Source organism: Streptomyces geranii (assembly GCF_002954775.1).
In the GTDB taxonomy this organism is placed as follows: Bacteria; Actinomycetota; Actinomycetes; order Streptomycetales; family Streptomycetaceae; genus Streptomyces; species Streptomyces geranii.
In genome coordinates this window covers 44630-62876 of record NZ_PJME01000030.1, presented here as the reverse complement: position 1 = coordinate 62876, position 18247 = coordinate 44630, and the positions used below count along the sequence as shown (strand labels likewise).

General features: G+C 70.8%; 18 protein-coding genes. 9 read left to right on the top strand and 9 right to left on the bottom strand.

The features are described from left to right. The first annotated feature begins 15 nt into the window (after window positions 1-15). Window positions 16-636: a transketolase gene (locus CW359_RS29070; RefSeq protein WP_105973143.1), complete on the top strand. Its 621-nt coding sequence runs from the start codon at window positions 16-18 to the stop codon at window positions 634-636. Here CW359_RS29070 and CW359_RS29065 read toward each other — a convergent pair. After that, a complete protein-coding gene (locus tag CW359_RS29065) occupies window positions 626-1273 on the bottom strand; it encodes a rhodanese-like domain-containing protein (protein ID WP_105973142.1) in 648 nt (215 codons plus the stop codon). The two genes, CW359_RS29070 and CW359_RS29065, sit on opposite strands and share 11 nt — an antisense overlap. 87 nt (window positions 1274-1360) lie before the next feature. Here CW359_RS29065 and CW359_RS29060 point away from each other — a divergent pair, with 87 nt between their 5' ends. Continuing rightward, window positions 1361-1648, top strand: coding sequence for a metal-sensitive transcriptional regulator (locus CW359_RS29060; protein ID WP_105973141.1), 288 nt, complete (start codon window positions 1361-1363; stop codon window positions 1646-1648). Between the two features lie 166 nt (window positions 1649-1814). On the opposite strand, the gene CW359_RS29055 is transcribed toward CW359_RS29060, so the two are convergent. After that, window positions 1815-2561: a sulfite exporter TauE/SafE family protein gene (locus tag CW359_RS29055; protein WP_105973140.1), complete on the bottom strand. Its 747-nt coding sequence runs from the start codon at window positions 2559-2561 to the stop codon at window positions 1815-1817. Next, complete coding sequence (locus CW359_RS29050; RefSeq protein WP_232838652.1) at window positions 2558-4723, bottom strand: MBL fold metallo-hydrolase; 2166 nt, start codon at window positions 4721-4723, stop codon at window positions 2558-2560. Before CW359_RS29050 ends, CW359_RS29055 begins: the two co-directional genes overlap by 4 nt. A 214-nt stretch (window positions 4724-4937) precedes the next feature. Between CW359_RS29050 and CW359_RS29045 the strand changes: the two genes are divergently transcribed. Together CW359_RS29045 and CW359_RS29040 are read left to right on the top strand one after the other, a co-directional pair. Next, the gene (locus CW359_RS29045; protein ID WP_105973187.1) at window positions 4938-6023 is read left to right on the top strand and encodes an S-(hydroxymethyl)mycothiol dehydrogenase; all 1086 of its coding nucleotides are present in this window, start codon (window positions 4938-4940) and stop codon (window positions 6021-6023) included. Next, on the top strand, window positions 6023-6652 hold the full coding sequence (locus CW359_RS29040; protein WP_105973139.1) for an MBL fold metallo-hydrolase: 630 nt from the start codon (window positions 6023-6025) through the stop codon (window positions 6650-6652). Before CW359_RS29045 ends, CW359_RS29040 begins: the two co-directional genes overlap by 1 nt. 85 nt (window positions 6653-6737) lie before the next feature. Here CW359_RS29040 and CW359_RS29035 read toward each other — a convergent pair whose 3' ends face one another. From CW359_RS29035 to CW359_RS29025, 3 genes are read right to left on the bottom strand one after another with little or no spacing between them, the layout of a single operon-like run. Further along, window positions 6738-7460, bottom strand: coding sequence for an FAD:protein FMN transferase (locus CW359_RS29035; protein WP_105973138.1), 723 nt, complete (start codon window positions 7458-7460; stop codon window positions 6738-6740). A gap of 4 nt (window positions 7461-7464) precedes the next feature. Beyond that, window positions 7465-8205 carry an FMN-binding protein gene (locus CW359_RS29030; protein WP_105973137.1) on the bottom strand — a complete coding sequence of 247 codons (741 nt, stop codon included), beginning with the start codon at window positions 8203-8205 and terminating at the stop codon, window positions 7465-7467. Between the two features lie 13 nt (window positions 8206-8218). Next, the gene (locus tag CW359_RS29025) at window positions 8219-9556 is read right to left on the bottom strand and encodes a ferredoxin reductase family protein (RefSeq protein ID WP_105973136.1); all 1338 of its coding nucleotides are present in this window, start codon (window positions 9554-9556) and stop codon (window positions 8219-8221) included. Window positions 9557-9706: 150 nt separating this feature from the next. On the opposite strand from CW359_RS29025, the gene CW359_RS29020 reads away from it, so the two are divergent. The 3 genes from CW359_RS29020 to CW359_RS29010 are packed head-to-tail and all read left to right on the top strand — an operon-like array spanning window position 9707 to window position 12550. Further along, window positions 9707-10405: a response regulator transcription factor gene (locus CW359_RS29020; RefSeq protein WP_105973185.1), complete on the top strand. Its 699-nt coding sequence runs from the start codon at window positions 9707-9709 to the stop codon at window positions 10403-10405. A 5-nt stretch (window positions 10406-10410) separates the two neighbouring features. Continuing rightward, the gene (locus CW359_RS29015) at window positions 10411-11859 is read left to right on the top strand and encodes a sensor histidine kinase (RefSeq protein ID WP_105973186.1); all 1449 of its coding nucleotides are present in this window, start codon (window positions 10411-10413) and stop codon (window positions 11857-11859) included. A gap of 43 nt (window positions 11860-11902) precedes the next feature. Next, window positions 11903-12550 carry an NAD(P)H-dependent oxidoreductase gene (locus CW359_RS29010; protein ID WP_105973135.1) on the top strand — a complete coding sequence of 216 codons (648 nt, stop codon included), beginning with the start codon at window positions 11903-11905 and terminating at the stop codon, window positions 12548-12550. 74 nt (window positions 12551-12624) lie between these two features. On the opposite strand, the gene CW359_RS29005 is transcribed toward CW359_RS29010, so the two are convergent. Then, window positions 12625-13503 (bottom strand): LysR family transcriptional regulator, encoded by an 879-nt coding sequence (locus CW359_RS29005; RefSeq protein WP_232838651.1) that lies wholly within the window; start codon window positions 13501-13503, stop codon window positions 12625-12627. A 68-nt stretch (window positions 13504-13571) separates the two neighbouring features. Between CW359_RS29005 and CW359_RS29000 the strand changes: the two genes are divergently transcribed. Beyond that, a complete protein-coding gene (locus CW359_RS29000; protein ID WP_105973134.1) occupies window positions 13572-14474 on the top strand; it encodes an EamA family transporter in 903 nt (300 codons plus the stop codon). A 27-nt stretch (window positions 14475-14501) separates the two neighbouring features. On the opposite strand, the gene CW359_RS28995 is transcribed toward CW359_RS29000, so the two are convergent. Then, the gene (locus tag CW359_RS28995) at window positions 14502-15095 is read right to left on the bottom strand and encodes a TetR/AcrR family transcriptional regulator (RefSeq protein WP_105973133.1); all 594 of its coding nucleotides are present in this window, start codon (window positions 15093-15095) and stop codon (window positions 14502-14504) included. A 22-nt stretch (window positions 15096-15117) separates the two neighbouring features. After that, a complete protein-coding gene (locus CW359_RS28990; RefSeq protein WP_198655423.1) occupies window positions 15118-17187 on the bottom strand; it encodes a discoidin domain-containing protein in 2070 nt (689 codons plus the stop codon). Window positions 17188-17456: 269 nt separating this feature from the next. Here CW359_RS28990 and CW359_RS28985 point away from each other — a divergent pair, with 269 nt between their 5' ends. Continuing rightward, window positions 17457-18107: a GntR family transcriptional regulator gene (locus CW359_RS28985; RefSeq protein ID WP_105973132.1), complete on the top strand. Its 651-nt coding sequence runs from the start codon at window positions 17457-17459 to the stop codon at window positions 18105-18107. The last annotated feature ends 140 nt before the right edge of the window (window positions 18108-18247 follow it).

Here is an 18247-nt window from a genome sequence, read left to right as displayed (position 1 = left end):
ACCCAGGAGGAAAACGTGCAATCCGAGATGCTGCTCGCCGCCACCGACGCCCTGCCGCTGCCGGGAGGCGACGCGGGCAGCCCGGACGCCAGGGTCCTCGTCGGCTTCGGTGTCCCGGCGGAGCTGGCCAGGTTCGCCGCCCGCCCCGGCTGGACGGTGTACGTCCCCGGCCACCCCGACGAGGTGCGGCGGGCGGTGCTGACCGCGATGGCCTGCGGCGAGCAGACGTACGTCCATGTGTCGGCCGAGTCCAACGCCGAACCGCACGGCGGGATCGACGGCTTCGAACCGGTCCGGGAGGGAAGCGCCGGTGTGGTGGTGGCGGTGGGCGCCACGCTGGACCCGGTGCTGCGGGCCACGGCCGGACTGGACCTCGCCGTCCTCTACACGGCCACCGTCCGCCCCTTCGACGAGGTCGGACTGCGTACGGCCGTGCTGGCCGCCGACCATGCCGACGTGGTGCTGGTCGAGCCGTGCCCGCGCGGCACGTCGGCCCACCATGTCGCCGGCACGCTGGTCCACGTACCGCACCGGCTGCTGGCGCTGGGCGGTACGAGAGGTACGGGCGGTCCGGACGGCGTAGGCGGCCTGGACGAGGCGGAACTCGCCCTGGCCGTCCGGGACTTCATGCGCTGAGGGCGTCGGCCTGTTCGTCCGAGTCACGGGTCGCGGCGCGTTCCCGTGACCGCTGGGCGAGCGCGGTGAGAGTGGCGAGGGTGGCGTCGAGGTCGGCGGGCCTGGGCCGGTTGTGCGGGAGCCTGCCCAGGACGTGGGCCATGCCGCAGGTGTTGCTGACGGCGGAGAACACGAGCCCGCCCGCGACGCCCGCGGCGAGCAGCCGCCAGGCGGGACGCACCCGGCCGAGCACAAGGCCCGCGAGCACGAGGCCGCCCGCGGTGAGCCGGACCTGCCGCTCCATGGACCAGGTGGCGCGGGCCTCGGTGGTGGTGGCGGGGTGGTGCAGCTCATGCCCCTGGTCCCGCCAGCCCTGGGTACCGCCGGTCAGCGTCATGGCGGGGATGCCGCTGTCGACGAGGACGGAACAGGCGGACTCGGAACGCGCGCCGGAGGCGCAGACGACGAGCAGCTCGCTGCCGTGCTCCGCCGCCTCCTTGAGCGCGGGCAGGGCGCGGCGGAGGCTGTCGAGGGGGATGTTGAGGGCGCCGGGCAGGTATCCGGAGGCGTACTCGCCCGGGGTGCGGACATCGACGACGGTCAGCTGCGGCAGGCGGGTGCGGGCCTGGTCGGTGTCGAGAGCGGCGGGAGCGGTCATGAGTGAGGGGGTCCTTTCGGGGGGTGTGACCGTTGGGGAGGTAAAATACCCCCAAGGGTATGCAACGGGGTGTGCGGAGGAGTGGTTGTGGAGCTGCAGTTCGAGGGTGATGAGCTGAAGTCGGTGCTGAACCGGTTGCGGCGGGCGCAGGGGCAGATCTCCGGGGTGATCCGGATGATCGAGGAGGGCCGCGACTGCGAGGAGGTCGTCACCCAGCTCGCCGCCGCGTCCCGAGCGCTCGACCGAGCGGGCTTCGCCATCATCGCGACCGGGCTGCAGCAGTGCTTGACGGATGTGGAGGCGGCGGAGCGGAGCGGGGAGACGAAGGAGCAGATGAGGGCGCGGTTGGAGAAGCTGTTCTTGTCGTTGGCGTGAGTTTGTTCGGGGGGTTGGTTGGAGGGCGGGGGCTTCCCCTGTCGCTGGGGTTGGGTGGCTTGATACCTCGGCGGCTCGGCGGCTCGGTCGTCGGACGGTGTGACGGTCCGGCGATCTGGTCGTCTGTTCATCTGGTGGTCAGACAGTCATGTCATGTGGCGTCTTGTCATGTCATCGCGTCGGCCAGCATGAAGAGCGCCACCGCGAGCAGTACCCAGGCGAAGATCCGCTGGAGCCGGCTCCCGGAGACCCGGCCCGCGAGCCGCTTTCCGTCCCACGCGCCGAGGATCGCGGCCCCGGCGAAGGGGGCGACCAGTGCCCAGTCGACGGGGGTCGCCGTGCCGGCCCGGGCGAGCAGCGCGGCCAGCGAGTTGACGGTGATGACGAGCAGGCTCGTCCCTACGGCGGCTCGCATCCGCAGTCCGACGACGTTCACGAGCGCAGGTACGGCGAGAAAACCGCCGCCCACGCCCAGTACGCCGGTCACCGCGCCGAGCCCCGCGCCCGCCCGGGCGACCTGAAGGGGGCGTACCGGCACGCCTTCCCGCAGAGAGGCCGAGGGGTGCAGCATGCGGTACGCGGCGAGCGCGGCGATCACTGCGAACGCGCCGGTGAGGAGGGCGGGCGGGGCGTAGCCGCTGACGGCGCCGCCGAGCGTCGCGGGCACGAGTCCCGCCGCCGCGAACAGGGCACCGGCCCGCCACTCGACGGTGCCGGCACGGGCGTGCGCGGCGAGCGCGGTGGCGGAGGTGACGGTGACGACGGCGAGGCTCGCGGTGGTGGCCGCAGCCGGGGTGAACCCGAGCAGATAGATCAACGCGGGCACGGCCAGCACACTGCCGCCACCTCCGAGAGCCCCCAGCGCGATACCGGTCACCGCTCCGGCGACCAGGGCGAGAACGACCACGCTCACGCGGCCGGCCCGTGGTCGGCGGTGGAGTCCGGGAGGGGTTGGCGTGGGGCGTCGGCTCGACTTCCGGCTGCGGTCCGGCAGCCTGCCGTACCTGGCTCTCCGGCCGAGACCGACTCCTTGGCCGGGAGTGACTCTTCGGCCACCCCAGGCCCCGCGTCCACCAAGGGCTCGTCGGTCAGTACGGTCCCGGCGGTCACCGTGGGTCCGTCGGTCAGTGTGAGGCCCTCGGGAACCGCGGACTCTTCGGCCGGCGCGGGTTCTGCAGCCATCGTGGGCTCGCCGGTCGACATGCGACCGTCAACCACCCCAGCCCCTCCGGTCGCCATCGGCAAGCCAGCCGCCGCCCACGCGGCCATCCCGCCGAGCACGTCCGAGACCTGGGCGCCGCGCGCCGTGAGCAGGGCCATGGCCTCGCGGGAGCGCTTGCCGGAGCGGCAGATGGCGACCAGCGGGCGGTCTCGCGCGGGCCCCGGAAGCGCGGCACCGGCCGTCAGTGCCGACAGCGGGGCGTGCACCGCGTCGGCGGCGTGCCCGGCAGCCCATTCCTCCGCCTCGCGGACGTCCAGGAGTACGGCCGTCCCGTTCGCGCCCGTGTGTTCGTGGGCCTCGGCCGGTGTGATCCGGGCCATGGGCAGCCCCGCCTCACGGGCACCGGCGAAGCCGTCGTCGACGGCGACGACCACGCGCCCCGCCGCGTCCAGCAGCGAGGCGGCTGTCGCGGCCCGCATACCGCCCGCGCAGTGCACCCACACCGTTCCGCCGGGTATCTCGGTGAGCCGGTCGCGGAGTTGGTGGAGCGGGATGTGGAGCGAGCCCGCGATATAGCCACCGGCCCGCTCGGAGTCCCGCCGCACGTCCAGCACGACGACCTGCTCGTGCACCCGGCCCGCCGAGTCGATGTCGGCGCTCACCAACTTCCGCTGGGCGTCCACGAGGTGGGTCCCCTGGTCGGCGGCTGTGGAGGGCGGCTGCTCGCCCAGGTGTCGCGTGTCTGCGGCGCTGTACAGGGAGTTGCCAACAGCCCCCTCCTGATCCGCCCCCACCAACCCCCGCCCACTCCCACCAACCCGCAACGCCAAGTCCGCGAACGTCCCTCGCCCAAAGCTGCGCGCCCGTTCCCCCGGGCGCAGCCAACCCTCCGGCGAGCCCGTCGCCGCAGCCGCCGGGCGGTCGATGCCGACCCGGGTCAACTCCCTCTGTGCCGCCGCCAGTTGACTCGCCGACTCCGCGAGCAGTGTCACCGGCTTGCCCCACGGGAGTAGCCACGCCAGGTACGTTGCGAGCTGGCCCGCTGCCTCGAAGTTCAGGGAGCCGGCCACGTGGCCCTCCGCGAACGCGACCCTGTTGCGCAGGTCCACCACCCACTCCCCGGCCGCCAGTCGCGCCGCGATCTCCGCCGCGTCCGCCCGGGCCGGCGGAGTCAGGTCGACGGGGGACGGGCCCGCCGCGTTCAGTGGGCCCATGTGCGCGTAGTACGCGGGCACGTCGTCGAGCCCTGCCAGCAGCTCCGCGACGAACGTGTCCGCGTCCTTGACCAGCGCCTCGTTCGCCACGCGTTCCCGGCCGATCGTCGTCTCGTCGTCGCCCGCCGCGGCTCGCGCCGAGCAGAAGCTGCCGAAGCCGTGCGTGGGTAGTACCGCCGTCCCGTCCGGGAGTTCGGCCGCCAGCCGCTGTGCCGAGGCGTGCTGCGCCCGGGCCAACTCCCCGGTGAGCCTCGGCTCCACCAGGTCCGGCCGGCCGACCGTACCGATCAGCAGCGAACCGCCCGTGAACACGGCCACCGGCAGCCCGTCCGCCTCCAGGACGTACGCGGTGTGGTGCGGGGTGTGCCCGGGCGTGGCCAGCGCCCGCAGCGCCAGCCCCTCCTCCACCTCCACACTGTCCCCGTCCGTCACCGGCACCCTGTCGTACGCGACCCGCGCACCCGCCGGGACCAGATACGCGGCCCCCGTGATCCGGGCCAGTTCCAGGCCCCCGGTGACGTAGTCGTTGTGCACGTGCGTCTCGACGACATGCCCGACGCGCACGCCCCGCCTGGCGGCGGCCTCGATCACCCGGTCGATGTCCCGTGGCGGATCGACCACCACGGCCCGGTGCGGCCCGCCCGCCAGATAGCCGCGGTTGCCGAGCCCCGGCACCTCGATGCGGTCGACGAAGTACATGGCGGCACTCCTCCCTCTCCGTACTGGTAACTCGTAGCTCGTAGCTCGTACAGCGTTCTGAAAATTACCCCCGGGGGTATATTCGACACCGTAGCAGAGGTACCCCCGGGGGTATCCAAGAAGCTGGCTCGGCCGTGGGCGCGGCGTTACCGATCAGTCGCGCGTAGGGTCGGAGGGAAGAACCGAACATTGGCCGATGGAAGGGTTCAGCACCATGGCGCAGGAAGTACGCGGCGTGATCGCACCGGGCAGGAACGAACCGGTGCGGGTCGAGACGATCGTCGTGCCCGACCCCGGTCCCGGCGAGGCCGTGGTCCAGATCCAGGCCTGCGGGGTGTGCCACACGGACCTGCACTACAAGCAGGGCGGGATCAACGACGACTTCCCCTTCCTGCTCGGCCACGAGGCGGCGGGCATCGTCGAGTCGGTGGGCGAGGGGGTCACCGATGTCGCCCCCGGTGACTTCGTCATCCTCAACTGGCGTGCCGTCTGCGGGAATTGTCGGGCCTGTCTGCGCGGTCGCCCCTGGTACTGCTTCAACACCCACAACGCCAAGCAGAAGATGACCCTCACCGACGGCACCGAGCTGTCCCCCGCTCTCGGTATCGGCGCCTTCGCCGAGAAGACCCTGGTCGCCGCCGGGCAGTGCACCAAGGTCGACCCGGCCGTCTCGCCCGCTGTCGCCGGGCTGCTGGGGTGTGGCGTGATGGCCGGGATTGGTGCCGCCATCAACACCGGGAACGTGGGGCGCGGTGACACCGTCGCCGTCATCGGCTGCGGCGGAGTCGGGGACGCCGCCATCGCCGGGGCCAACCTCGCCGGTGCTGCGAAGATCATCGCCGTCGACATCGACGACCGGAAGCTCACCACGGCCCGCACGATGGGCGCCACGCACACGGTCAACTCCAAGGAGACCGACCCCGTCGCGGCGATCCAGGAACTCACCGGCGGCTTCGGCGCCGACGTCGTCATCGAGGCGGTCGGCCGTCCGGAGACCTACAAGCAGGCTTTCTACGCCCGCGACCTGGCCGGAACCGTCGTCCTGGTCGGTGTGCCCACGCCCGACATGAAGCTCGAACTGCCGCTGATCGACGTCTTCGGACGCGGCGGCTCGCTCAAGTCGTCCTGGTACGGCGACTGCCTGCCCTCCCGTGACTTCCCGATGCTCATCGACCTGCACCTCCAAGGCCGCCTGGACCTCGCGAAGTTCGTCACGGAGACCATCCAACTCGACGAGGTTGAGCAGGCGTTCGAGCGGATGCACGGCGGCGACGTCCTGCGTTCGGTGGTGGTGTTCTGATGGCCGCCCGTGTCGAACGACTCGTCACCTCAGGTCAGTTCAGCCTTGACGGCGGCACCTGGGACGTCGACAACAACGTGTGGATCGTCGGCGACGACCACGAGGCGATCGTCATCGACGCCGCCCATGACGCCGACGCCATCGCCGAGGCTCTCGGCGACCGGCGGCTGACCGCGATCATCTGCACCCACGCGCACAACGACCACATCGACGCGGCCCCCGCGCTCGCCGAGCGCACCGGCGCCACCATCTGGCTGCACCGCGACGACCTGCCCCTGTGGAAGCAGACCCACCCGGACCGCGACCCCGACGCATGGCTCGCCGACGGCCAGGTCATCGAGGCCGCCGGTGCCGATCTGACCGTCCTGCACACGCCCGGACACGCACCCGGCGCCGTCTGCCTCTACGACCCCGGTCTCGGCACCGTCTTCACCGGCGACACCCTCTTCAACGGGGGCCCGGGCGCCACCGGCCGCTCCTACTCCCACTTCCCGACGATCATCGACTCGATCCGGGACCGGCTGCTCGCCCTCCCGCCCGAGACGAAGGTCCTCACCGGGCACGGCGACCCCACCACCATCGGCGCCGAGGCACCGCACCTGGAGGAGTGGATCACCCGGGGCCACTGACCCCACCACCACCCCGCACGCCAGTGGGCGCCCACCGTCGACAACGGAGGGCGCCCTCATGGACGTACGAGAACAAGCAAGGCTCTCAGGCGGCCACCGGGAACCCCGGCGTCCGCGACACCTGCCGGTCGGTGTCCACCGCGAACACCTCGCAGCCCTTGCGCGCGGCGGCCCAGCCGACGCCCTCCGCGCCCATCGCGAACGCCGCCGTCGCCGTGGCGTCCGCCTCGGTGAGTGTGGCGGCCACGACGGTCAGGCTCAGCAGGCCCGTCGCCGGGAGGCCCGTGCGGCCGTCGAGGATGTGGTCGCCTCGCTCGTAGCGGGCCGACGTCGCCACGCCGCCCTCCGTCAGCTCCAGTACCGTGCACAGCTGGTCGGCGTGCTCGGGGTGTCGTACCCCCACTCGCCAGGGGCGTCCTGCGGCGACCACGTCACCGCCGGCGTTGAGGCAGTACGTCCGTACGCCCGCCGCCGTCAGCAGATCCGCCGCCCGCTGTACCGCCCAGCCCTTCACCATCGCGCACGGATCGAGGCCCCGGCCGGGCAGCCGTACGTCGAAGGCGCCCTTCGTCGCGATCCGGTACTCCTCGCACAGGGCGAGCACCTCCGTGAGGTCCGCGCTCAGGTCGGCGGGCTCCAGCTCGCCCCGGTCCAGGCGGGAGACCTCGCTGTCGTCCTTGAAGGGGCTGAAGCGCGCGTCGACCTCGTGGAGCCAGGCGAACACGGCGTCGGCCGCCTCCGCCGGGGCGTTCTCGTCGTCGATGCGCAGCGAGATCGGGAACCCCATGATGTGTTCGACGCGCCGCATCCGCTCAGCCCTTCGCGTCGATCGCGGCCTGGAGGGACTCCTTGTAGCCGTCGCTCGTGATGGTCGCACCCGACACCGTGTCGATGTCCGCGCTCTGCGCCGCGAGGGTCTCCTCGATCAGCACCGGCACGGCCGCCGTGGTCTGCGGGTGGTTCGGCTGCTGGAGCATCTTCACGGACGCGATCGTGTCGCCCTCGAAGGTCACCTCGACCTGCACGGTGCCCTTCTCGGTGTCCACCGCCGTGCCCTGGACGGTCTGCGACGCGGACTCCTCGGCCGGGGCCGAGGTGGACGCGGACGCGGAGGGCGACGGGGACGACGCTGCGGCATCCGCCTGGGAGTCGATCGCGGCCTGGAGGGACTCCCGGTAGCCGTCGCTGGTGATCGTCGCGCCTGACACCGTGTCGATGTCCGCGCTCTGCGCCGTGAGGGTCTCCTTGATCAGGACCGGGACGGCGGCCGTCGTCTGCGGGTGGTTCGGCTGCTTCAGCATCCGCACCGAGGTGATCTTCGTCCCCGCGAAGGTGACCTCGACCTGGACGTCGCCCTTCTCGGTGGCCACGGTCGTGCCCTGGACGACCGTCGACGACGTGCCCGAGGAGCCCGAAGCGGCGGACGACGACGCGGACGGCGTCGTGACGGGGGTCGAGGCCTCGGAGGACGTGACACCCAGTGACGGCTGGTAGAGCCAGACGGGGACCAGGCCCGCGATGCTCAGGACCAGTACGGGAAGTGCTCGTTTCACGACGTTGATCCTCTTATCCGGCCAGGCTGAAGCGCTCGAAGTGGGTCTGCGACCTGGGCACGCCCAGGTCCCGCAGGCTGCGCAGCACCGCGTTCATCATGGGCGGCGGGCCGCACAGGAAGATGTCACGGTCCGTGATGTCCGGCACCAGCTTGGCCAGCTCCGCCGGGGCCAGCTTGTCGGGGGCGACCGGACCGGACACCAGGTGCAGCTCGGCACCCTTGGCGTGGGCGATGTCCCGCAGCTCCTCGTACAGGACGGCGTCCTGGTCCCTGGCCACCCGGTAGATCACCACGGCGTGGCCCTGGATCTCCTCAAGCAGCGCGCGGATCGGCGTGACACCCACACCGCCGGCGATGAGGACGGCCTCGGGGCGGGTGCGGTGCATCGAGGTGAAGGCGCCGTACGGGCCCTCGGCGAAGACGCGGGTGCCGACCGGGATGTGCTTGAGGGTGGCCGTGCCGTCGCCCGCCACCTTCGCCGTCAGGCGCAGCGAGCGGCCGTCGGGCGCCGCCGACAGCGAGAACGGGTTCGCCTGCCACCAGCGGTCCTTGGTGAGGAAGCGCCACAGGAAGAACTGGCCGGCGCGGGCGGGCAGCTTGTCCAGGTCACGGCCGGTCATGTAGATCGACACGACGTTGTCGGCCTCGGGGACGACCGCCGAGACGCGCAGCTGGTGCCGGAGGTTCTTGCGCAGGGGGAGCACCACCCGGCCCAGGAACACCGAACCGAGCGCCACGCCCCACAGGCCGTACCAGTACGCGGTGGCGGTCGACGACGAGGCGAACGTCGTACCGACGGCGACCTGGTGCGTGAACGCCAGGACCACGGCCACGTAGGTGTAGAGGTGGATGAAGTGCCAGGTCTCGTAGGCGAGGCGGCGGCGGGCGTAGCGCGCGGAGACCGCGCCGATGATCATGATCAGGACGAGGGCGACGATCGCGCGCAGCACGCCCTCGGTGGTCTCGGCCAGCTCCACCAGCTCGTCGACCGGACCCATGCTGGTGCCCTCGGCGTAGCCGAAGACGATGAACACCGCGTGCGCCAGCAGCGTCCACAGCAGCCCGAAGCCGACCCAGCGGTGCCAGGACGTCAGCCGGTCCATGCCGATCCGGTGGTCCAGCCAGGGCAGCCGGGCCACCAGGACCAGCTGGAAGGCCATGAAGAGGGCGCCGTACAGCCCGGCGAGCCGGCCCATCACGATCAGCGCGTTGGAGGCGAAGCCTGCCTGGGCGAAGAAGACGGTCACGACGGCCACGTTGGCGGCCAGCACGGCGTACAGGCCGGTGCGGGCCACCACTTTGGGTCGTATCGCCGTGGGGGGCGCGGGGGGCGATTGGACGGTCGTCACGGACAGTGCTCCTTGATCGGGTCCGGGGAGACAGAGCATGACCGACGGTAGCTGTCGGGATGCTGTCGTTGGACTTTCAAGTTGTTATCGATCTCGCGCAGGGAGGGGACGGAGGTATGGCACGCGAGTCACGTGGAGCACTATGAACACGTGGAAAAAGTACGACTCCTCGTCGTGGACGACGATCCGCCCATCGCCGACCTGGTCGCGACCGTCGCCCGCTACGAGGGCTGGGAGGCGGTCACCGCCTACTCGGGTGAGGACGCGCTGACCCGGGCCGCCGAGTTCCATCCGGACATCGTGGTGCTCGACCTGATGCTGCCGGGACTCGACGGCTTCGCCGTGCTCGACCGGCTGCGGCTGTCGGGCACCATGGTGCCCGTGGTCTTCCTCACCGCCCGTGACGGAGTCGCCGACCGGGTCGCGGGACTCACCCGGGGCGGCGACGACTACCTGGTCAAACCCTTCGCCGTGGAGGAGCTGATGGCCCGGCTGCGCACCGTGCTGCGCCGCAGCGCCGGTCCCGCCTTCCAGCGCTCGGTGCTCCGGGTCGCCGACCTGACGATGGACGAGGACACCCGCGAGGTCAGACGCGGCGAGAAGCGGCTCACGCTCACCCCGACCGAGTACGAGGTGCTGCGCTACCTGATGCGCAAGTCGCCGACCGTGCTCACCAAGGCACAGATCCTCGACCACGTCTGGGAGTACGGCTTCGGCGGCCGGTCCAACGTCGTGGAACTCGTCGTCAGCCGCCTGCGCCGCAAGCTCGACGACCCCGAGCAGCACGACGAACCGCTGATCCACACCGTGCGGGGCGTCGGCTACGTGGTCCGGCAGGTCGCCGAGTGATCCGAGTGATCCGGCACTGCCGGGAGAACTACCGCAGACTGCGGCTGGGCACCAGGCTGGCCCTGGGCATGGGCGTGCTCTCCCTGGTCGTGTTCGCCGTCGTCGGCGCCGCGCTCTCCATGTACATGCGGGACTATCTGGAACGCCAGCTCAGCGACCAGATGAAGCTCGTCCAGATCTCCCAGTCCAAGGACGTCGTCGACTACGGCAGCGTCCAGGGCAAGCCCTACTACGGCTGGTACACCGCCTCGTACAAGGTCTCCGGGAGCGCACCCGTCCTGCGGGAGCCCGCCGACGTGCCCAGGGACTCCGGCGAACTCCTCGCCACCGCCGCGACCCTGCGGGCCTCCGGCACCGACCCCGTCCTGCGCACCGCGCGCATCGACGGGGAGGCCTACCGGCTGCGCGCCTGCGAGGTCGAGACGGGAGTCGTCCTGGTCACGGCGGCGCCGATGGACGACATAGAGAACACCATGGACCAGCTGATCACGGTCCAGGTCGTCGCCTTCGCCCTCGCCCTGCTCGGCCTGGTGATCTTCGGCCGCGCGGTCCTGCGGCGCGGCCTGCGCCCCCTGAGCGACATGGCCCACACCGCCCGGGGCATCACCTCGCACGACTTCACCGACTCCGCCCGGCTGCCCGTACGCGCCGACCGGGGCAGCGGCGGTCCCGAGGTCGAGGAGCTGCGCACCGCGTTCAACACCATGCTCGAACACATCGACGACTCCCTCGCCGTGCGCACCGAGGCCGAACAGCGCCTCCGCCGCTTCGTCGCCGACGCCTCGCACGAACTGCGTACCCCACTGATGTCGGTACGGGGCTATGCGGACCTCTTCCAGTACGCCGCCGCCAACGAGCCGGGCGAACGGGACAAGCACCTGGCCCGGCTGCGCGCCGAGGCGGCCCGGATGGGCATCCTTCTCGACGACCTGCTGCTGCTCGCCCGCCTCGACGCGGCCCAGATCGAGACCCCGCTCCGCCAGGAGGCCGCCGACCTGGTGGAACTGGCCGCCCAGGCCGCCGACGCCTTCCGCGCGGGCCACCCGGCACATCCGCTGACCCTGACGGCCGCCCCGAAGGAACTGCCGCTGCGCCTGGACCCGCTGCGTATCCGGCAGGTCCTGGACAACCTCCTCACCAACGCCGCCGTGCACACGCCCGCCGGCACCCCGGTGTCCGTGGACGTGAGCGTCGAAGCCGGCCACGCGGTGGTCCGGGTCGCCGACGCCGGGCCCGGCATCCCCGCCGCCGACCAGGACCGGGTCTTCGACCGCTTCTACCGCGTCGACAAGGCCCGCAGCCGCGACCGGGGCGGCAGCGGCCTCGGCCTCGCGGTCGCCCTGTCCCTCGTCCGGGCGCACGGCGGCACCCTCGACCTGACCAGCGGGCCCGGCACGACCGCCTTCACCCTCCGTATCCCGCTCGACAGGACGGACCGACCGCCGCACGGCTGAACGCGACACCTCAGCACCCACGCATCTGAGGAGACCCCCCACAGTGAACGTACTGATCGTCTTCGCCCACCCCGAACTCTGTTCCTTCAACGGAGCGTTGAAAGTCAGAGCCGTGGACGTCCTGAAACGGGCCGGCCACGAGGTCGTCGTCAGCGACCTCTACCGGCTCGGCTGGAAGGCCGCCGTCGACGCCGACGACTTCCCCGGCGCCTGGACCGACCCCGACTACCTGGACGTCACCGCCGAACAGGAACGCGTCCAGGCCGCCCACGAGACCCCGCCCGACGTCCTCGCGGAACAGGAGAAGGTCGCCCGCTGCGAGCTGATGATCCTCCAGTTCCCCCTGTGGTGGTCCGGAATGCCGGCCATCCTCAAGGGCTGGATCGACCGCACGATGGCCCGGGGCTTCGCCTACGGCGAGGGCCGCACCCACGACACGGCCCCGTTGAAGGGCAGACGCGCCCTGATCTGCACCACCACGGGCACCCCCACCGGCCTCTACGGCCCCCACGCCACCGAAGAGGACCTGGACCGCACCCTCTGGCCCATCCACCACGGCATCCTCGACTGCCTGGGCTTCGAGGTCCAACCTCCATTCGTGGCCAGGGCCCCGGCCGAGGTGTCACCAAAACAGCGGGAGGAATACCTGACCGAGTACGCGGAACGCCTGCTGGCACTGAGCAAACGGTAGGACAGCGCCCGCCTTTAGGGGCGCGGGGAACTGCGCGACCAGCCCCCACCGACCCGCAGACAACAAACCACCCCTCACGCCTCGCGATAGAGCTCGGTCAACAACTCAACCGCCGCCGCCCTCGCGGGATGCGGATCGTCCCGCCACCAGGCAAGCCGAACCACAACCGGCTCAGCGTCCCGCACCGGTCGGTAGACCACCCCGGGCCGCCGGTACTGGTGCGCGGTGGCTTCCGGCGTCAGCCCCACGCAGTGGCCCGTCGAGATCGAGTTCAACCAGTCGTCGACATCGTGCGTCTCCTGGAACACCGGACGCGACCCCACCGCCCACAACTCCTCCGTGGTCGTACCCGTACGCCGGTCCACCAGCAGCGTCCGCCCACTGATGTCGGCGAGCCGGATCCACCGCCGCCGCGCCAGCGGATCATCCGCCGCCATCGCGCACAGCCGCCGTTCCAGCCCCACCACGACGGAGTCGAACCGCCGGTCGTCGAGCGGCCGGCGCACCACGGCCAGATCGCACGCCCCCTCCGCCAGCCCGCCCGTACCGGAGTTGGTACGGACGAGCTGCACCTCCGTCTCGGGCCGCCGCTCGGCCCAGCGCCGCTGGAAGTCGAGGGTGTGCCGGCCCAGCGCCGACCAGGCGTACCCGATCCGCAGCCGGGCCTGCCCGGATGTCGCCTCTCCGACCAGGTCGTCCACCTCACCGAGCACCCGCCGGGCGTGCGCCACCACCCGCAGCCCGGTGGCCGTCACGCTCACCTCGCGCGAGGTCCGACGCAACAGCCTTACCCCCAGGGCCTGTTCGAGCGAGGCCAGGGTGCGGGAGACGGCCGCCTGGGAGACGCCGAGCACGATGGCGGCATCGGTGAAGGTGCCCTCGTCGACGATCGCGACGAGACAGCGCAACTGCCGCAGCTCGATCTGCGGGGTCCGGCCCGGATGTGTATCCATGACTCCAGCGTATAGATGGTGAAGCCCATGCATTTTGCGCATCGACGGGACCGGCACACGATCGGCGTATGACCGCAGGCCCCGCACACACCGCAGCCGCATCCAGCGGCGTCGCCATCCCCGCGCCCCCGGAGCCCCGCACCGGGAAGCTCACCGGCGTGGCCGTCATGCTCGGCAGCGGCCTGACCAACCAGGTCGGCGCCGCCACCGGCTCCCTCGCCTTCCCGGTGCTCGGCCCGATCGGCGTCGTGGCCGTCCGCCAGTACGTCGCCGCCCTCGTCCTGTTCGCCGTCGCCCGGCCCCGTCTGCGCGCCTTCACCCGCGCCCAGTGGGGACCCGTACTCCTGCTGGCCCTGGTCTTCGGGACGATGAACCTGTCCTTGTACACCGCCATCGACCGGATCGGCCTCGGCCTCGCGGTGACCCTGGAGTTCCTCGGGCCGCTCGCCGTCGCGCTGGCGGCCACCCGGCGGCGCGTGGACGCCTGCTGCGCGCTGATCGCCGCGGCCGGGGTCGTCGCCCTGCTGCGCCCCCAGCCGTCCGCCGACTACCTCGGCATGGGCCTCGGGCTGCTTGCCGCCGCCTGCTGGGCCTCGTACATCCTGCTCAACCGGGCGATCGGACGGCGGCTGCCCGGAGCGGAGGGCTCGGCCGCCGCCGCGGGCGTCTCCGCGCTGCTCTTCCTGCCGGTCGGGATCGTCCTGGTCGCCGAGCGTCCGCCGACCCCGGCGGCCGTCGGGTACGCCGTCGTCGCCGGGGTGCTCGCCTCGGCCGTGCCCTACCTCGCCGACATGTTCACCCTGCGCCGGGTACCGGCCCGCGCCTTCGGCCTGTTCATGAGCGTCAACCCGGTCATGGCCGCCCTGGTCGGCTGGATCGGCCTGGGGGAGGGGCTCGGCGCCCTGGAGTGGGCGAGTATCGGGGCGATCGTCGCCGCCAATGCCGTAAGCATCCTCACCTCGCAGAAGTAGGGCGGGCGGTCCCAACTCCCTTACCGGCTACTCCCGTACGAGGGAGGCCACATGGTCGGTGACCGTGTCGAGGATGTCCGCGCAGGCCTTCTCGTCGCCCAGGGCGAGGAAGTTGAGGGTCAGCCCGTCCGTCATCGCGGCCAGGTAGCGGGCCAACACCGGGACGGGCACGCTCAGTTCGAAGCCCATGCTCTCGCGCAGCTGCTCCAGCAGACCGGCGTACGCGTCCGCGTACAGCTCGTACTGGCGGCGGGCCAGGTGCGCGAACCCCGGCTCGCGCAGGGCGTACTGGGTGAGTTCGTACGTCAGCATGTGCTCGCCCGGATGGGCGGCCACATGGTCCCAGTACGCCCTGAAGCCGGCCCGGACCGTCTCCTGGAGGGTCTCCTGCGGCTGGATCGCCTCGCGCACCACGTCGACCGTGTGGTCCGTGATCGTCGTCATGACCGACTCGATCAGGGCCTGCTTGGAGTCGAAGCAGTAGTGGAAGACGCTCAGTGACACGCCCGCCTCGGCCGCGATGGACCGGGTCGTCGTCCTGGGGACGCCGTCCCGGGTCATCGCGCGGATGGCCGCCTCGGTCAGCTGCCGGCGCCGCTCGGCCGACGGCTTGCGTGCCATGAACTCCCCCTAGATGCGGAACTCAGGTGCTGTAGACACCCACTTCGTAGAGCGAGTATCCCCAGTCCGTACCCCGATCCAGGCCGTGGACGCGCACATAGCGGGCCGGGACTCCGGTGAACTGCGCCGTGTCCAGGCCGCCGTCGCCGACGGTCGTGGACCACGCGGTCTGCCAGGTCGTGCCGTCCGTCGACAGTTCGACGCGGTACGACTTGCCGAAGGCCTTCTCCCAGTCGAGGGTGACCCGCTTGACCAGGTTCGTCGACCCGAGGTCGAGCTGGAGCCACTGGTCGTCGCTCCAGTCGCTCGCCCAGCGGGTGCCCGAGTCGCCGTCGACCGCACGGCCCGGCTGGTAGCTGGTGAACGGGTTCGACTCGGACGAACTCGCCGTCGCCGACACGCCCTTGGCGAGATTGACCCCGGCCTTGTGGTTCTCCGAGGCGCCCCAGGTGTCGAGATAGGACTCGGCACCCCGGAACAGGTCGCTCACCGCGTCCGCGCCGCCGGTCTGCTTGATGTCCTGGATCCAGTCCGGGATCAGCCCGACATGCGCGGCGCCGTCGGTGTTGTAGTCCCAGGTGCGTTCACCGGTGGTCTGGCGGGAGATCACCGAGCCGCCGTCGACACTCGTGAAGGGGTACGTCACCGTCGAGGTGGCGCGGGGCGCCGGGTGGTCGCCGATCCCGTTGAAGTCGGTGCCGTAGCCGTAGCCCACGTTGTACTTGGTGCGCAGGGCGTCGGTGCGCGCGGCCTCCGCGACGAACTCCTCGGAGGAGTGCATGTACTGGGCGATGAAACCGCCGAGGCCGTAGACCCGGTCGGTCCAGTTGAGGTCCATCCAGCTGTGCGAGGAGAGGACGCCCGGGTAGGCCTCGGCCGCGAAGATGTCCATCGCCTGGCCGGCCGCCTTGACGCCCATGTGGTCGATCTCCAGCATCATCTTGCGCTTCATCATGCCGCGCACCGCGTACTCACCGAGACTGGTGAGCCCGCGCTTGTTGCACTGGGCGGTCGTGCTGTACGTCGGCAGCTCGGTGCCGTCCGGCAGGTCCTCCGTCGCGCTGGTCGCCGTGGCGCCGCCGATGGGGTTGTCGTGCATCGCGGTCGTGCAGGTCTCCGTCTGCCAGAAGGTGCCCGTGGACAGGAACTGGCCGACGTTGATCGCCGTACCGAGCCCGCCCTCGTCGAACCGCACCCCGCACAGCGCGTTGTCGAACTTGTGGCACAGGAACATGCTGCGCACGCCCAGGGAGTACAACTCGTCCAGACCGGCGTCGATGTCGGCCTTGCTGCACTGCGCGATGTCCAGGATCTGCTTGCAGCCGAAGGGCTCCGACGTCTCGACGCCGAGCACGACCGCCAGCTTGCCCGCCTTGATCACCTCACGCGCCTGCGCGGTGTCGGTGACGATCCGGAACCAGCCCTTGCCCGTGCCGCCGTACTGCGCGTCGATGTAGTCCTGCAGCTGGTACGTCAGCTTCGCCTGGAGACGGATCGACGTCATCTCGTCGCAACTGCGGTCCTTGAACGGGTAGATCGAGCAGATCACCCCGTTGGTGACCAGGTCGTTGACCAGCACACGCTGACCGCCGCGCCAGGCGCGCTCGATCCAGGCGTAGTAGTTCGCCTGGTGGGTCATCGAGTCGTACGCGGGCCAGTCCTTGAAGGTCGGGTAGCCGACCGGGTCGTGCTTGCCGTCGCCGCCGTGGGTGATGTAGTCGAAGAGCGCGAGGGTGCCGTCCGGGTAGTGCTCCGGACAGTCCTTGAGGGCGTCCGCGATCCCGCTGGTCGAGAAGACCTTGCCGCAGATCAGCCGGCCGCCGAAGGCCTCGTTGGAGAACAGGTGGTTGTGCGCGTCGACGAACCCCTGTACCTCGCCCGCGGAGTTGGTGCCCTTGAAGGGCTCACCCGCGACGTTGATCTGCGAGTCGGGCGTCGGACGCGCGGTGGGCGTCCACCAGTCAGTGCCTGCCGCCGAGCTGGGTCCGGTGCCGAGCATCAGGGACAGGACGGCGAGCAGCAGGGGCAGCACGGTCAGGGGGCCGCGTCCGCGTCCACGACGCGGGCGAGGCGGGAAGGCAGGCTCGGTCATCACTCACGTCCTCGCACAAGGGTTGTCATGGCGCGCGCAATTCTGTGACGAGGATCGCGACAGGAAGGTGATGGAGTCAATAGTCCGGGACGCTTGACCTGATAGCGCGGAGGGCCGTAACGGCGGTTTTCCGCGCGTAAACCGCGGACCAAGTGCGCGCCAATCGCGGGTCAACTGTGCGTCAACTGTGTGTGAACATGGAGAACAATATTGTTGACAATGTTGTCCGTCTAGATTTAGCGTCGACAGGCACTCACTCAGGAGGGCACATGCCGAACCAAGCCCGTCCAGGCACCGGAGAGCAGGCCAGGCAGCACGCGTTGGAGCGGCTGCGGCAGGCGATCCTGCGCGGCGACATGGCACCGGCCCAGCGGCTGGTGGAGAACGAACTCGCCGAGCAGTTCGGTGTGACACGGGCCAGCGTCCGGGCGGCGCTGATCGAGCTGGAGTCGGAGGGACTCGTCGAACGGATCCGCAACCGAGGCTCGCGGGTGCGGGTGGTGACCGTGGAGGAGGCGGTCGCGATCACCGAATGCCGGATGGTCCTCGAAGGGCTGTGTGCGGCCAAGGCCGCTGTCGCCGCCACCGACGACGAACTGGCCCAACTGACCACCATCGGCCGGGCGATGACCAAGGCCGTCGCCGACGGCGAGCCGGTCACCTACTCCGAACTCAACCAGGAACTGCACGCCCGGATCAGGCAGTTCTCCGGCCAGCGGACGGCCGTGGAACTGCTGGAGAAGCTCAACGCCCAGTTGGTGCGCCACCGTTTCCAGCTCGCGCTGCGACCGGGGCGTCCCCAGCGGTCCCTGGGCGAACACCTGGCCATGGTCGAGACGATCACGGCCAGGGACCCGCAGGCGGCCGAAGCGGCTGCTCGCGCCCATCTCACGAGCGTGATCGCCGCGCTGCGCGAATAACACGTGCCGGTACGTGTGAGTACGTGCCAGTACGTGTGAGTGCGTGCCGGCGTGTGCCGGCGCGTGTCGTACGTCCGTCGTACGAACCGCGCGTCGCGTGGACGACTTCGCCGAGGTGGGCCCGACGTCCTGTCCACCAA